Origin of the sequence: Roseovarius gahaiensis, from assembly GCF_011601345.1 — a bacterium.
In the GTDB taxonomy this organism is placed as follows: domain Bacteria; phylum Pseudomonadota; class Alphaproteobacteria; order Rhodobacterales; family Rhodobacteraceae; genus Roseovarius; species Roseovarius gahaiensis.
The window spans coordinates 49,241-64,751 of the sequence record NZ_JAAORB010000013.1 but is presented as its reverse complement, the minus strand read 5'-3'; the positions used below and the strand labels follow the sequence as shown (position 1 = coordinate 64,751).

Genomic DNA, 15,511 nt, shown 5'->3' with positions numbered 1-15,511 from the left:
CGATCCCAAAGTCATCGAGAGCATCATGGCTAACGAGAAGAGCTGGTGAAGCAAGACGGCCGCCAGCGGATGCTTACCAACGATGACGAAGCGGCGACGATGATCGCCGACTGGTGAACGAGCGACACCAGCTATGAAGAAGCGGTGGACGCCAGTTCCTACACCATTTCCCGGGACACTACCCTCCTCAGCGCTGTGCTCGTCGAGATCGACGAAAAATGGGCCTCCGATACGATGGCCTACATCAAGTGGGAATCCCAGGATGCGTGACCCACTCTCAGCAGAATTTCCAGACCACAGGTTGCTCTATCGAGCATTTCGCGTAGAAACCGCATTACTCGATCTCTATATGTCCGCTCTTACAACCATGTCCTAACACCCCCTTGACGATAACAACGACCCTTCTGTTTGCGGACCACGAACAGAAAACGGAGAATAGCAATAGACGAATCTGACAACAAATTCGAGAGAGTGAGCGACCGATCGGTCGGTCAAAGGATGCTGGGCCTTCGCTCGACCAGTGCCAGGAACATTTTGAGCGCAGAAACTTCGATAATTAGCGACTGCACTACTGGTCGAACAAATCTTTGATGCCATTGATTGCTTCAATAATATTTAATTTTTTTGGGCTGCTCGTGCCGGGCAAAGAAACGGGAACGCGGCCTTCGAGATCCAGGACATCGAATCGTGGCTCCACTCGGCCGTTTCCCTGCTCCGAGAATGGCTTGACGTAGCAGTCAGCAGCGGTCGGCATTCGTAAGACCCAATCTAGATGGCTATTCGCGGCAAACACCTTATCCAGCGCGGCTTGGAAGTTTTTCGCCTCGGTTCTTCCGACTTTACCTTGCGGATTTCGAGCAGGGCGGATATTGCACTTCACTTTCGGATCTTTCGCGCCGAAGAGCAGCTGCACCCGGAAGGGCATTCTCTCGATGCCGATGTCAACGTATATGTCCTGTCCGTTTTTTTTTAAGGCCCCAATCTCAACGCCTGAAAGCTGGCCAAGCTCCTTTAGCGCTGCGGGCTCTTGTGCCATCATATTACCCGCATTGACAAAGGTGATCTCTGCACGTGCAGCGCTCGACAAACGTCTGTTCTTGAGAAAATAAGAGCACGCCTTCTTCCATGGGGCCGACATGTTAAGTCGTGACGCTGGCCTGACGAGCCAGCTGAATGGCCCGAATCTGTCATTTCCGCCTGTTTCATTCGTAAGTTCGTAGACGCCATGCAGACCAGATATTATGAAGTCCTCCGCGACGAATGCAGCCAGTTCCGCATAATCGCTGGTTTGGATTGGTAGGCTTCGCACATTTTGGTTTTTGTAGCGATCCACGAGATCAGAAGAGACTCCGTCCGCATCCGAAATAAGCGCGAGGATCCGCTGATCCTTATTGTTACGGCTGATGGGTTCATTGATATCAGCGCCATCTATTACAGTCCTGACGTGGTCAAAAGCTCTGTTTCCCTTACCTTTGCCGACGTAAAATGCCTCTGTGCCATCGCAATGTTGATAGACATAGTACTGATCAGGATTCAGTGGAATGCCGGTTTGCCACTTTTCATCGCTGCGTCGATCGTAGGTGCGCGCTACGGTTAGCGAGGTTTCGACCGCTAAGCGAATACCCTCCGGATCGGGTCCAGCGATGATCAAGGCGACCTCAGCTAAGTTGAGTTCTGCGAGTGTCGATTCATCCTTGGGACCGCCGAAACTCGCCGAAGGACTGCTACCTTCGCGTATTATAACAATCCCCCAATGTTGCTGAGCGCTTTCAATCGGTGTAAAATCTGGCTGTTGTGAAAGTACCTTGGGATTGTCAATGTACCTCGCATGTTGCTGATGTGTGCGCCGAGTACTGCTTTTGTTCACCACATGCGGGTCGTTGCTGTCCATTGCCTCAGTAATGACCACTTCATCCCCAACAGAGCGGTCCTCGCCCGACCATGCGTCAAAAGTGCCCAGTTGCCAAAGGTCAAACATGTACAGACCATCACGAGTCCGGATAATCGGTAACTGATGCTCATTTTGTAGATGGGTTAGGTGTCCGCGCACGGAAATTTCGTTCTTGGAGCCTGAACGCGCTATCAAATCCTCCATGGACGCACCACGGAGCAGAAGATGGTCAATGATAGCCCCTCTTTGGTTTGCGTGTCTCAGCCACGATGGCTGCTGCACCCTGTCTTCAAAGTTAGCGTTAAGTCGCTTACGCGTGGCGGGAATGTCTTCTGGCATGAACTTCGTCATCATCCATCGTCCTTGATAGTCGTGACCGGGCATTTCCCCAGTAGCTTATCGTGTGACGTTAAGGTGGCCTGAGAGGGCCAGTGGGGCAAGCGTATTGTGCTCGTGATGGCCGCCAATGCCGTGCGAGGACGCCGATTTGGGCGGATCAGGCCGTCAACCGGCGTCCTCCTGCGGTAACCACCGGGTTTTTCGGGGCAGCAGACAGACCTGTCCTGCCGCTTTCGTTCCGTTTGGGCCTGGCTCATTATCACGCGCATGAAGGCGGCGCTCGAAGGCGGCGGATGGCGGCGAGGATGGCGCGGATCATCGGGCCGTTGACGGCCACCTCGGCCAGTTGGAAGGTGATGGCGTGGGCGTGACGGACGACGCGGGCGCCGATCTTGATCAGCTTGAGTTGCAGGCTGGTCAACGACCAGTCGGCCATGAGGTCTATGTAGCGCAGAAAGGTGGCCAGGTTGTAGGCCAGCGGGTGCAGTTGCAGCCGCACCTCGTTGTCGCGGAACCTCCGGCAGGACAGCCGCGTCCAGCGAAAGGCATGCTTGCCTTCCTTGATGTGTTGCTCGGCGGTGCCGCGCTGGATGTAGAACCGCACCACCCAGCCCGGGTCCATGGGCAGATTAGTAACGATGAAGCCGACACGCGGCAACAACTCGCTCGATGCCATTCGATCTTCGCAACCACTCGGCGCGGCTTGTCCCGAAAAACCCGGCTAGTTGTGTAGGCTGCGGACGATCTAACGACGGTTCCGCTTCGCGCAGCAACACGTAGGACTTCGCCCCCTCTTGCTTCCACAGTGCTTCCACGGGTGGCGGAAACGCAAACGCCGCCCCGGAGGGCGGCGTTTAAGCGCTTGATAACGCGTAATATTTTGGTTGCGGGAGTAGGATTTGAACCTACGACCTTCAGGTTATGAGTCGTGTCGAACAAACCATGCACGATTGCGTTCGTTTGCGTATTCCTTCGACATTTCCGACACTTATTGGCACCTGCCCTCCGCGCGCCATGCGCAGGATTTCGCAGAAACTGGCAGCACTTTGCCCCCTCTTGCTTCCACAATGCTTCCACGTGGGCGCCGCGTGATGGTCGCGGTAGCACCCTGCATCAGTGCAGCGTGCCGGGTCGGTCCATTGGCAGTGTCTCCAACGTTTGCGCGCGCGCCTTCTTACAAGATTGGATTACAGCGTTGATTTCGGTCTCCGCGATGCGGGTCATCTGCTGGAAGTGCCGGATGGTCTCGGTCATGGTATCCACGCTCGCCTGTTGGTCAGCGAGCTGCTCTGTAGCGGCAAAAATCGAGCGCATCTCGCCCAGAATACTCACCGCCTTGTGGGCGCTCTCGGGCAAATCCAGCTCCTCTTTGTCCCCGAAAAGCCCGTCAACAAACCCTTCGATTTCCTCCCGTCTCACCCGGGAAAGCCTGTTCAGATACTCCAAACTCGCGGGAGCCGTTGCGATCCGGCCAAGCTTAAACGGGTCAGTGAGCTTCTGGTGTGAACTCAGCCCGTTCCACAAGCCTTGGATCAGAACCCCAAAGAACTCGTCTGCTTCAGACTTGCTTTCGAACGTCGGCAAATTGTTGTTCCAGATGCGTTGGATCTCCTGCATTGGGGAAGCGGCGATATCCGGCGTCGCAATGTTGCCCATGAACCGGGCCCTGACCTGATGGTAGGGGAGTGGACAAGAATACTGCACAAGCATCGCCTTTACCGACGAGGCGCCGACACCCTTGTTCTTTGGCTTTTTGCTCATGCTATTCTCTCCACCAAGTTGGCGCCCACGCATGAATGACGCGCGTCGCAGGTTCGCATCACTTTACCCCATCACCCCACATAGGCCCAGAAACCCGACTTCCTGCCATGTTGGCTCCTCAGTCGGGCGACATAGGTCTCGTGCGTCTCGAACGCACCGAAGACCTCGATCCTGGGTGCCAGCTCAGCGCAGGTCTTCAGGTGACGTGCTGCGTGGCGATAGCGCTTGGAGCGTCCCTTGCTCACCGCAAAATCAATCATCGCGCGCAGCACAAGCGTCGCTGCCAGCGGTTGGCTTTCGGCCAGCGCATCCGCGGCCGGGGTCAGATATTCAAAACGGTTGCCATCGATCTCGCTGTGGCGGTTGATCAGCAACTCTGCGGCACGGTCCGGCGATTGCCAATCAAGGAAGAACTGCAGCGCCGCCAGCAGCTCGGGATCAGCCATGGCAGTCGCAACTGCCTTTTCTTCCGCCTCGATATCATCGAAGTCAGGCAGCTTCCGCAGATACGCGCGCAGGTAGTCCGCCCACAGATCGCGTTCAAAACACGCCCAGCGAAACGCCTGTGCCTCTTCTTTGCGGCCCATGGCCTCCAGAACATCGATCCGCGCGTCCTGCCAGTCCATGCGGTCCCAGTCGTCTTCGTCGACATCTGCGGCATCGAGAAAATCCAGCGCCTCGGCGGCTTGGCCGGCATCAACCAATTGACGCGCAATGAGAATCGCATTCGTCGGGACTGTGCGCGTCCATGGCTCAAACTGCGCAATGAATGCGTCAACATCCCCCTGTGCATCGGCCAGCTCGAGCAGAGCGCTTTTGGCTATGCGCTGTTTTCGACGCTCCGCTATGCTTTGCATGTATTCGGCGGTGGATTGTCGTCCGATCATGTCTGTTGAGAGATCCGTTGCATTCAACGTTTCCAGAAACGCCTCCAACTTTTGACGCAGACGTTCCAGGCCATTGGCCCCGAGGGCCGGGGTCAGCGTGGAAATGAGCTTGTCAAACTGGCTGTACCTGTTCTCACACAGGGCGTCGAAAGTTGTATCGATCAGAACCTCAGCGCTCGGCTTTGCCGCAGCCACCAACGGACCGAGGTCCGCGCAGGCATCATGAAAAACCGCAATCACTTCGCCATCACCGCTCTGACAACGCTCGATGACCGGGTTTGCGAGGCCCATGAAACGCCACATCAGGAACAAGGCCTGTTCCGGGTCAGTTGACCCAACTTGGTCAATAATCCCACGGCGCTGGGTCTGCAGGTCGGCGATAAAGGCCTTTCTCTTCTTCCAGGTGATTGCGCTCTTGGCATTGGCGATGCTGGTCAGCCGCTTGGCGATCGCCCGCCCGGCCTCCTTCGGGCTCTGTGCGCCCGCCAGTTCCAGGCGAAGCTTGCGCTTGGCCGCCGCATTCCCGGAGCTGACCTCGATCAGCAGTTGCGCCAGGCGCTCGGTGCCCAGCGCTTCGAGGTTCTTCGCATTGAGGGTGGTTTTCGACGCCATGGGAATTCCGTTGCTTCTTGACGGTTGTAGCAGCGTCCTCGAACAGCAGGAACCTGCATTTTGATTCGCTGGAACAATCTCTGTCCCGCACCGGCGCGCAGCACCACCCCCGCAGAACTGCGCACCTTTTCCTTTTCATGCGCAATATCAATGTGTTCGTTGACTGTCCTGGCGTCTTCCGCACTGTGAAGCGGAAAGAAACGGAAGGCCGCCCATCATGCCCAAACTTACCAAGCGCATCGTCGATGCTGCAGAAAAAAAAGCCAACGAATACTTCGTATGGGACAGCGAGATCCCTGGCTTCGGATTGCGGGTCCTGTCAAGCGGACGCAAGGGCTACGTGGTCCAGTACCGCGCGGGACGCCGATCCCGGCGGATCAGCCTCGGGCCCAGCACGGTGCTGACCTGCGAGCAGGCGCGCAGCCGCGCCATGGCGATCGTGTCCGCCGCGCGCAACGGCGATGACCCCGCCGCCGAGCGGGACGCGGGTCGCAAGGCAATTACGGTCAAGGAACTGGCGGAGCGGTTCGACAAGGAGCATATCGCGATCCGCGTGAAGGCGAGCACGGCCAAGGAGTACCGCCGCAACTTAAGGCGCTTCATCGTGCCCGCGCTCGGGCAGCTCACGGTCACCGGCATCACCCGGGCGGACGTGGCGAAGTTCCACCATGACCTCCGCCACATCCCCTATCAGGCGAACCGCTGCCTCGAAGTGATCTCGAAGATGTTCAGCCTCGCCGAGATGTGGGGCCTGCGTCCGGACGGCACCAATCCAAGAAAGCACATCCGGAAGTATCCCGAGGAGAAGCGCGAGCGCTTTCTCAGCGCGGCGGAACTGCGCCGGATCGGTGAGGTGCTGCGCGAGATGGAGGCGGAGGGGATCGAACTGCCCTCGGCCATCCTCGCCGCCCGCCTGCTCATCCTGACCGGCTGTCGGCTCAACGAGATCATGACACTGCAATGGGCGCACGTCGATCTGGCCGAGCGCGTTCTGCGCCTGCCGGATTCCAAGTCCGGCGCCAAGGTCGTCCATCTCGGCCAGCCCGCCGTCGACCTGCTCCGCGACGCCCAGCGCATCGAGGGCAACCCGTGGGTCATCGCCGGCACCCTGCCGGGCAAGCGCCTGAGCGATCTCCAGCCCTTCTGGCAGCGCGTCCGCGCCCGCGCCGGCGTGAAGGACGTCCGCATCCACGACCTGCGCCACACCTTCGCGTCCACGGCCGTCGTGTCGGGTCAGGGCCTGCCGATGATCGGCAAGCTTCTCGGCCACACGCAGGTCCAGACGACCGCGCGCTACGCCCACCTCGCCGCCGAGCCGGTGAGGACCGCGGCGGATGCGGTCGCGCAGAACCTGCGGCAATCCTTGGGATAATCGCGCGCCAGTGCGCCCGTTTTTGATTGATTACGCAGCTCCCCGCGGCTACCTTTCGAGAAAGCCCAGAAATTTGACGCGCACAATTCGCGTGCGCGCAGGGCCGGGCGGGAGCGCAACGTGGACAGGGACAAGGCCGGATTACGCTGGGGGGTCGAGCAGCGCCTCGAGTTCGTCGAGTTCCGCCTTTTCTGGGAGGGGCACGTCAATCGCATCGATGTGATGCAGCAGTTCGGCGTCTCCGTGAACCAGGCATCCTCGGACCTGAACCGCTACATCGCGCTGGCGCCGGACAACATGGTCTACGACAAGAGCGCGCGCACTTATGTCCGAGGGCCCGACTTCGACTGCAAGTTCCGCGCGCCTGACGCAGCGCATTACCTCGCCCAGCTCCGCCTGATTGCCGATGATGTGTTGGAGCGCGAGGATTGCTGGTTCCCTGACCTGCCGTCCTACGCATCCGCACCGACGCCTGTGCGGGGCGTCGATCCGGTGACGCTCCGCTCGGTGGTCGGCGCCATCCACCGGTCCGAGGCGATCGAGGTGACGTACCAATCCCTGTCCAGCCCGGAGCCGCGCTGGCGTTGGATCGCGCCGCACGCCATCGCGTTCGACGGGTACCGTTGGCACACTCGGGCCTTCTGTTTGACGGACGAGTGCTTCAAGGACTTCCTGCTCTCACGGATCCTCGGCATCCGCGGATCGCGGGAGAGCGAAACCTCGGCCGACGAAGATCGCGACTGGCATTCCGAGGTCACTCTGGAGGTCGGCCCCCACCCCGAGCTGTCGGAGACGCAGGCCAAGGTCATTGCCCTCGACTACGGGATGCGGGGCGGCAAGGCGAAGATCAAGGTCCGGCGCGCGCTCCTCTACTACGCGCTCAGGCGGCTTGGGCTTGACACAGATCCGGCGGCGCGGAAGCCGCAGGACCAGCAGATCGTCCTGCTCAATCGCGATCTGGTTCTCGAGGGGGCTGTATGACCACACCGGACGCCCTCAACGCATTGGCCGCCTGCCTCCCGACGGTTCGCACGCGCATCCTGAGCTACCGGGATCGCCGCGTTCGCTTGACCGAGTCTGATACGATACGCGTGTTGATCCTTCCCGTTCTCGAAGCGCTCGGATGGGATCTCCAAGACGTCGAAGAGGTAAGAAGCGAATATCGCCACACGGCAGCCGACAATCCTGTCGACTACGCTCTGTTCCTCCACAGCACCCCGGCGCTTTTCGTTGAGGCCAAAGCACTTGGGGTCAGCCTCGACGACCGCAAGCCGCTCTTGCAGACCCTGAACTATGCCAACGCCGCCGGCGTGGACTGGTACGTACTCACCAACGGCGCGGCCTGGCGGATCTACAAGGTCCACGCACCAGTCGAAGCGGAAGAGAAACTGTTCCTGACAGTCCTGCTCGATGATCCGGCTGCAGCGATCGAGGACATCGCCGCCACGCTGTCGCTCCTGTCCCGCGGCCGGATGCAGGCGCGCGCGATCGACGCGCTGTGGACCGAGTGGCGTGTGGACAGGCAGGTTGAGGCGGTCCTCGACACGATCACGGAAGACGATGCATTCGTGCGGCTGGTCGCCAAACGGGCCGCTGGCCTGACCGCAGGCGAAGTCCGGGCCTCATTGCGGCGATCGGGGTTGCGGAGCTTCTATCCCCGCGTGGAGGCTTTCATGGCCAAGCTCGACGGGCTTCCCGATGCGGCTTCCGACGGCGCCAGCATTAGCCACGCCGAAGCAGCGCCGAATGTGGCGCCCTCGCCATCGGACCCGCCGGCCCCGACAGGCCGCGCGCGGTTGATGAAAACGGTGGAAATGGTGGAGCGCGGCCTCCTGCCGGTCGGAACCGAGCTGACCATCAAGGACCGTCCCAACAGTACGGCCACCGTAGTGGACGGGCGGCGGGTCGAATACCGCGGTGAGGTCATGAGCTTCAACGCGTGGGGTTGCCGGGTAACGGGTTGGCCGTCCATCCGGATCTACACATCAGCGGTGCTGCCTGACGGGCGGCTGCTGGAGGCGCTACGCGAGCAAGAAATAGACGCCAAGAATAACAAGGACGACCAATGAGCACGAACACCTCCCTGGCCGATTTCATCTGGAAAAACGCGGACGATCTCTGGGGGAATTTCAGGCACACCGATTTCGGCAAGATTATCCTGCCCTTTACGCTTCTCCGGCGTCTTGAGTGCGTCCTCGAGCCGACGCGGGAGCAGGTCCGCGAGACCTACGCCTCGATGAAGGACAGCGGGATCGATCTGGACGTCATCCTGCGTACTCAGACCGGCTACCCCTTCTACAATACCTCGAACTACGACTTGCGTAGCCTCGGTGCGACCCGGACACGCCGGAACCTCGAGGATTACATCGCCAATTTCTCGGACAATGCGCGCGTCATCTTCGAGCAGTTCGATTTCGCCAACACGCTGGCACGGATGGACAAGGCCGGGGTGCTCTACAAGATCTGCCAGAACTTCGCCGCGATCGATCTGCATCCGGAGGCGGTTCCGGAACGCGTCATGTCCAACGTCTACGAACACCTGATCCGCCGGTTCGGCGCCGAGGTGAACGAGGCGGCGGAAGACTTCATGACCCCCCGCGACGTGGTTCATCTGGCTATCGAGCTCCTGCTCGTTCCCGAAGACCAGATGTTCATCGAGAACCCCGGCCTCATCCGCACGCTCTATGACCCGACCTGCGGCACGGGCGGTTTCCTGTCGGACGGGATGGAGCATATCGACAGCCTGCGCGACCGGTACAGCGTCGCCCCGGTGATCGTGCCCCACGGACAGGAGCTGGAGCCGGAAACCCACGCGGTCTGTCTTGCGGGCATGCTGCTCAAGACGCTGGAGACCGATCCGGGCCGCGACCTGTCCAGGAACATCAAGCTCGGCAGCACCCTGTCCGAGGATCACTTCGCAGGCGAACGCTTCCACTACTGCGTCTCGAATCCGCCCTTCGGCAAGAAGTGGGAGATGGACCAGTCCGCCGTCGTCCGCGAGCACCGCGAAAAGGGCCATGACGGTCGCTTTGGCCCCAAGCTGCCCGGTATCGGCGACGGCTCCATGCTGTTCCTGCAGCACCTGGTCAGCAAGCTGGAAAGCCCCGAGAACGGCGGCGGCCGCGGCGCGATCATCCTGTCCGGCTCCCCCCTCTTCAACGGGCGCGCGGGTCAGGGCGAGTCCGAGATCCGGCGACACCTGCTGGAGCAGGACGTGGTCGAGGCCATCATCGCCCTGCCGCAGGAAATCTTCTTCCGCACCGGCATCGGAACCTACATCTGGATCCTGTCCACCAAGAAATCCGCGCAGCGCCGGGGCCGCGTGCAACTGATCAACGCGACCGACATGTACGAGACCATGCGCAAGAGCGAGGGCAACAAAAAGCGCCGCGTGGGCGAGGCGCAGACGCGCGATATCGTCGGCATGTTTTCCGCGTTCGAGGAGACCCGCGAGAGCAAGATCTTCGACAGAACCGCCTTCGGCTATCGCCGCATTCGCGTTCTGCGGCCGCTGCGCAAGAAGATCGTGATCTCCGAGGACGGGCTGGCCAAGCTCGACGAAGAGAACGCCTGGGCCAAGCTGACCGACGATCAGCGCGCGGGGTGGCGCGCCCTGCTGCACGATCAGATGGGCGCGGAGCATGGCTGGCACTGGGTCGATGGCTGGATGAAGGGCGCGGCCAAAAAGGATGCCGGGCTGGGCAAGGTAACCGCGACGCATGTGAAGATGCTCCAGCGCGTCTTTGGCGTGCGCGACCCAGAGCTTGATCCCGTCACCGACAAGAAGGGCAACATCCTGCCCGATGACGATCTGACGGATTACGAAAACGTGCCGATGGGCACGGACATCCACGACTATCTGGCGACAGAGGTCCTGCCCCATGCCGAGGACGCCTATATCGACGAGACATACCGCGACGAGATCGATGGCGAGGTCGGGATCGTAGGCTACGAGATCAATTTCAACCGGTATTTCTATGAGTACCAGCCGCCCCGCGACCTCGAAGAAATCGACGCCGACCTGAACGCCGTTGAGGCAGAGATCGCCGCGATCCTCGCGGAGGTGACGGAATGAGCGTCGAAGTCATCAACGGCCAACAAACGAAGCTGAGCGGTCTCCCTGCGCACTGGAAACAAACCCGGATGGGATCGGCCGTTGGCGAGTATCAGCTTGAAAAGAACGAAGACCCAAACCCAGTGGTGCTCTCCCTCACGAAGGAGGGGGTGAAGGTCAAGACCGACCTCAGCTTTGGCAAATCCACTGAGAATTACGTCGGCCACCAGATTGTGGAAGAGGGACAATTCGTATTCACGCCGCGGGACTTTGACGCGACGCCCATTCTGTGTGGCATCGGCCAAACACGGGGCTGCATCAGCAACTTGTATATGGTTTTCGATGTTGCGGAAGACTTCGATACGCAGTTTTTGGAATACTATTTCTGGGGTCTGAAATGGGGCTACGACTATTTCGCTCAGCTCAGCTACGGAATGCGCTACTCGTTCAATCGCGAGCAGTTCGAGCGCATTCCACTAGCTTGGCCGGATCTTGAGGAACAGAAGCAAATTGTCGCCTACCTCGACCGCGAGACCGCGCGGATTGACGGGTTGATCGAGAAGAAGAACCGGTTCATCGCGCTGCTGAAGGAAAAGCGCGTCGCCGTGATCGCCCATGCCGTCACCAAGGGCTTGAACCGCAACGCACCGATGAAGGCGGGCGACTTCAAGGCGATAGGTGCGGTTCCGGCTCACTGGGACATCAGCCCAGTAAGTCGTGCCCTCATGCTTTCAAAGTCGACGGTTGGCAAGCGGTCCGACGAGTTCAAGCTGTTGTCCCTGACTACTAGAGGAGTGATCGAACGAGACATCAGCGAGAATTTTGGTAAATTCCCTGAGTCCTTCGACACGTATCAACAGGTTCAGCCGGGCAATTTCGTGTTTTGCCTGTTCGATATCGATGAAACACCCCGAACCGTAGGCCGCTCTGATCTACATGGCATGATCACGGGCGCATACGCTGTTTTCGAGTGCATCGCTCCGGCTTATTCTGATTTTCTCTACTACTTGTTCCTGCATCTTGATAACTTCAAAGGGCTGAAGCCCTTCTACACAGGCCTGCGTAAGACGATTAGACCACCGCGGTTCACCTCGATCCGGGTTCCGTTTCCACCTGAAGACGAGGCTAAACGGATCGTCGAACACATCGAACATGAGACGGCGAAAATCGACACCCTCATCACCAAGACCGAGCAAAGCATCGCCCTGCTCAAGGAAAAGCGCGCGGCGCTGATCACCGCCGCCGTCACGGGCAAGATCGACGTCAGGACAGCGGCATGAGCGACCTGCACCACGAAAAGCATCTCGAAGCCTACGTGGTGCAGAAGCTCGCCGCGGCGGGCTGGCTGGTCGGTGCGTCCGATGCCTACGACGCCGACCGCGCGATGTATCCCGAAGACCTGGAGGCATGGCTGCGCGCCACCCAGCCCAAGAAGTGGGACCGGCTGCAGGCCATGAACGGCGACAAGACCCTCAAGGTCGTCATGGACCGGCTGGAAACCGCGCTGGAAAAGCAGGGCATGGTCCAGACGCTCCGGCGCGGGTTCTCGATTGCCGGGGCGGGTCACCTCGACCTGTCCGAAGCCGCGCCCGAGGATCGGCGCAACGACGCAGTCCTGCACCGCTACGCGTCGAACCGGCTCCGGGTCGTGCCGCAGCTGAAGTACCACCCCGGGCGCGAGCTCGCGCTCGACCTCGGCCTGTTCCTGAACGGCCTGCCGCTCGCCACCGTCGAGCTGAAGACCGACTTCACCCAATCGATCGAGCACGCCAAGGCGCAGTACCGCCGTGACCGCCTGCCCGTGGACCCAGTCACTAAGCGCAAGCATCCGCTGCTGACCTTCAAGCGCGGGGCCGTGGTCCATTTCGCGATGTCCGACAGCGAGATCTGGATGACCACCAGGCTCGCCGGGGAGGACACCGTCTTCCTGCCCTTCAACAAGGGCAACGAGGGCCGCGCGGGGAACCCGCCGCGCGCGGACGGGGAATATCCGGTCGCCTATTTCTGGGAAGAGATATGCCACCCCGACGCCTTCCTGCGGATCTTCCACAGCTTCGTCTATGTCGAGAAGAAGGATGTCGTGGATCTGAAGGGGAACTGGACGGTCAAGGAGACGCTGATCTTCCCCCGGTTTCACCAGTTCGACGCGGTCAACAAGATGATCGCGGACGCCAAGGAACAGGGCCCTGGCTTCCCCTACCTCTGCGAACACAGCGCGGGCTCGGGCAAGACCTCGACGATTGCCTGGACCGCCCATGACCTGGTGAAACTGCGCCGCGACGACGGGACGCCCATCTTCGATACGGTGATCATCGTCACCGACCGGAACGTCCTGGACGGCCAGCTGCAGGACGCGGTTCAGCAGATCGACCACCAGAAGGGACTGATCGCGGCGATCGACCGGGAGACTTCGTCGAAGTCGAAGAGCGAGCAGTTGAGCGAGGCGATGCTGAAGGGCACGCCGATCATCGTGGTGACGATCCAGACCTTCCCTTTCGCGATGGAAGCGATCCTGACTGAGAACTCCCTGCGCGACCGGAACTTCGCGGTGATCATCGACGAAGCACACAACTCGCAGACCGGGAACACCGCCTCGAAGCTCCAGGCGACGCTCGCCTTGTCGGCTCGGAAGGACGCAGAGGAGATGACGGTCGAAGATATCCTGCTGGAAATCCAGCGGGCCCGGAAGCGCCCGTCGAACGTCTCCCATTTCGCCTTCACCGCGACCCCGAAGCACTCGACCATGATGCTCTTCGGGCGCCTGGGCGACCCGACCAGGCCCGCTTCGGACGACAACCTTCCGGTCTCATTTCACAAGTACGAGATGCGTCAGGCGATCGAGGAGGAGTTCATCCTCGACGTTCTGCGCGGCTACGTCCCCTACAAGACCGCCTTCAACCTCGGACAGGAGATCGTCGAGGAGAAGCGTGTCGACGGGAAGGCGGCCAAGCGGGCGCTGGCGAAATGGATGACGCTCCACCCGACCAACGTCACCCAGAAGGTCCGGTTCATCATCGAGCACTTCTCGAGAAACGTCGCCCATCTCCTGGACGGGAAAGCGAAGGCGATGGTGGTGACCAGCTCCCGGGCCTCCGCGGTCCGGTACAAGCGCGCGTTCGACGCCTACATCGCGGCGAACCCTGAATACCAAAACATCCGGGCCCTCGTAGCCTTCTCGGGCAAGCTGACCGGACGCGAGGTGATGCACCCGAACGACGACCTGCTCGAGGGGGACGCTTTCGTCGTCGAGGAGGACGCCGAGTTCACCGAGGCGAACATGAACCCGGACGCGGGCGGCAAGGACCTGCGCCACGTCTTCGACCGTCCCGAATACCGTGTGATGCTGGTGGCGAATAAGTTCCAGACCGGGTTCGACCAGCCCAAGCTGGTAGCGATGTACGTGGACAAGAAGATCGCGAACGCGGTCGAGATCGTCCAGACCTTCTCCCGCCTGAACCGGACCTTCCCGGGGAAGGACCAGACCTTCATCATAGATTTCGTCAACGACCCGGACGCGGTCAGGGCCGCCTTCGCTCGGTATGACCGGGGCGCAAGGATCGAGGAGGTGCAGGACCTCAACGTCATCTACGACCTGAAAGAGTTTCTCGACGATCAGGGGGTCTATGACGAGACCCACGTTCGCGACTTCCAGAGCGCCCGCTTCCGGACCGCTACGGCGGCGGCGACCGGGAAGGACGATGAGGCGGCGCACAAGGCGATGTACGCCGCGACCCAAGAGCCGACCGACGCCTACAATCGGCGCCTGTCCGAACTCCGGGAGCGCGCCACCGCGGCGGAAGACGCGTGGCAGCGCGCGAAGAACGCCGGGAACGAGGACGGGATGAAGCGCGCCGACCACGAACGCGAGCAGGTCGAGGCGGCGATCGCTGGGCTTACCGACTTCAAGTCCGGCTTGTCCCGGTTCGGCCGACTATATGCCTATATCGCCCAGCTGGTCGACCTCGGGGATCCGGACCTGGAAACCTTCGCCGCCTTCTCGAAGCTGCTAGCTAACCGGCTGGATGGGGTGCCGCCCACTGAAATCGACCTGCACGGGATCGCGCTGACCGGATATGATATCGCAGAGCGTGAAACGACCTCCGAAGGCGAGCACGATGAGCCGCCGACGCTCGATCCGGTGAAAGGCGGCGGTGGCGGGTCACGGCCCGGCGCGTTGCCAGTCTACATGCAGGAACTGATTGAGCAGCTGAACAGCCTATTCGGCGAAGCGACCCCGCTCGAGGACCAGGTCGCGTTCGTGAACCAGGTCGCCGCGATCACGCGCGAGAACCCGGTTGTAATGGCCCAGATCGACAAGAACAGCAAAGATCAGGCGATGAAGGGGAACCTGCCCGGCGCCGTCCAGGCAGCCGTGGTTCGCGCCATGTCCTCGCATAGCGCGCTCGCGACGCTTCTCCTCAGCAAAGATCGGCAGGCCCTGCCTGTCTTGGAGGGGGTCATCTACGAAATTCTAAAGCGAGGTGAAGAGCTTAGCGTTCACGATCAGTAATTTAGGACTGAGAAACGAGCCCGGCTTTTCTTGGCCATTTGAAAGCATCCAGCGAAACGCCGACTTTTGATTCAGAAAGACAGCT

The 15,511-nt window shown here is 60.5% G+C and carries 9 protein-coding genes and 1 pseudogene; 6 read left to right on the top strand and 4 right to left on the bottom strand.

Annotated elements, in window-relative coordinates; genetic code table 11:
* Positions 1–568 precede the first annotated feature (568 nt).
* The 4 genes and pseudogenes from HAT86_RS08920 to HAT86_RS08905 form a co-directional block, all read right to left on the bottom strand.
* Positions 569–2,242 (bottom strand): GIY-YIG nuclease family protein, encoded by a 1,674-nt coding sequence (locus HAT86_RS08920; RefSeq protein ID WP_167196059.1) that lies wholly within the window; start codon positions 2,240–2,242, stop codon positions 569–571.
* 247 nt (positions 2,243–2,489) lie between these two features.
* A pseudogene (locus HAT86_RS08915) lies at positions 2,490–2,938 on the bottom strand (transposase); the annotation flags it as partial.
* A 405-nt stretch (positions 2,939–3,343) separates the two neighbouring features.
* Complete coding sequence (locus tag HAT86_RS08910) at positions 3,344–3,991, bottom strand: Rpb4 family DNA-directed RNA polymerase subunit (protein WP_167196057.1); 648 nt, start codon at positions 3,989–3,991, stop codon at positions 3,344–3,346.
* A gap of 71 nt (positions 3,992–4,062) precedes the next feature.
* The gene (locus HAT86_RS08905; RefSeq protein WP_167196054.1) at positions 4,063–5,490 is read right to left on the bottom strand and encodes a tetratricopeptide repeat protein; all 1,428 of its coding nucleotides are present in this window, start codon (positions 5,488–5,490) and stop codon (positions 4,063–4,065) included.
* A gap of 217 nt (positions 5,491–5,707) precedes the next feature.
* Between HAT86_RS08905 and HAT86_RS08900 the strand changes: the two genes are divergently transcribed.
* The 6 genes from HAT86_RS08900 (at position 5,708) to HAT86_RS08875 (ending at position 15,426) form a co-directional block, all read left to right on the top strand.
* Entirely contained in the window at positions 5,708–6,862 is a 1,155-nt protein-coding gene (locus tag HAT86_RS08900) for a tyrosine-type recombinase/integrase (RefSeq protein WP_167196051.1), read from the top strand.
* 120 nt (positions 6,863–6,982) lie between these two features.
* Positions 6,983–7,843, top strand: a complete 861-nt coding sequence (locus HAT86_RS08895; RefSeq protein WP_167196048.1) for a WYL domain-containing protein — start codon at positions 6,983–6,985, stop codon at positions 7,841–7,843.
* Positions 7,840–8,931 carry a type I restriction enzyme HsdR N-terminal domain-containing protein gene (locus tag HAT86_RS08890; RefSeq protein ID WP_167196045.1) on the top strand — a complete coding sequence of 364 codons (1,092 nt, stop codon included), beginning with the start codon at positions 7,840–7,842 and terminating at the stop codon, positions 8,929–8,931. Before HAT86_RS08895 ends, HAT86_RS08890 begins: the two co-directional genes overlap by 4 nt.
* Positions 8,928–10,937 carry a type I restriction-modification system subunit M gene (locus HAT86_RS08885; RefSeq protein WP_167196043.1) on the top strand — a complete coding sequence of 670 codons (2,010 nt, stop codon included), beginning with the start codon at positions 8,928–8,930 and terminating at the stop codon, positions 10,935–10,937. The genes HAT86_RS08890 and HAT86_RS08885 overlap by 4 nt, the downstream gene beginning before the upstream one ends.
* The gene (locus HAT86_RS08880) at positions 10,934–12,196 is read left to right on the top strand and encodes a restriction endonuclease subunit S domain-containing protein (RefSeq protein ID WP_167196040.1); all 1,263 of its coding nucleotides are present in this window, start codon (positions 10,934–10,936) and stop codon (positions 12,194–12,196) included. The genes HAT86_RS08885 and HAT86_RS08880 overlap by 4 nt, the downstream gene beginning before the upstream one ends.
* The gene (locus HAT86_RS08875) at positions 12,193–15,426 is read left to right on the top strand and encodes a type I restriction endonuclease subunit R (protein ID WP_167196037.1); all 3,234 of its coding nucleotides are present in this window, start codon (positions 12,193–12,195) and stop codon (positions 15,424–15,426) included. Before HAT86_RS08880 ends, HAT86_RS08875 begins: the two co-directional genes overlap by 4 nt.
* Positions 15,427–15,511 lie beyond the last annotated feature (85 nt).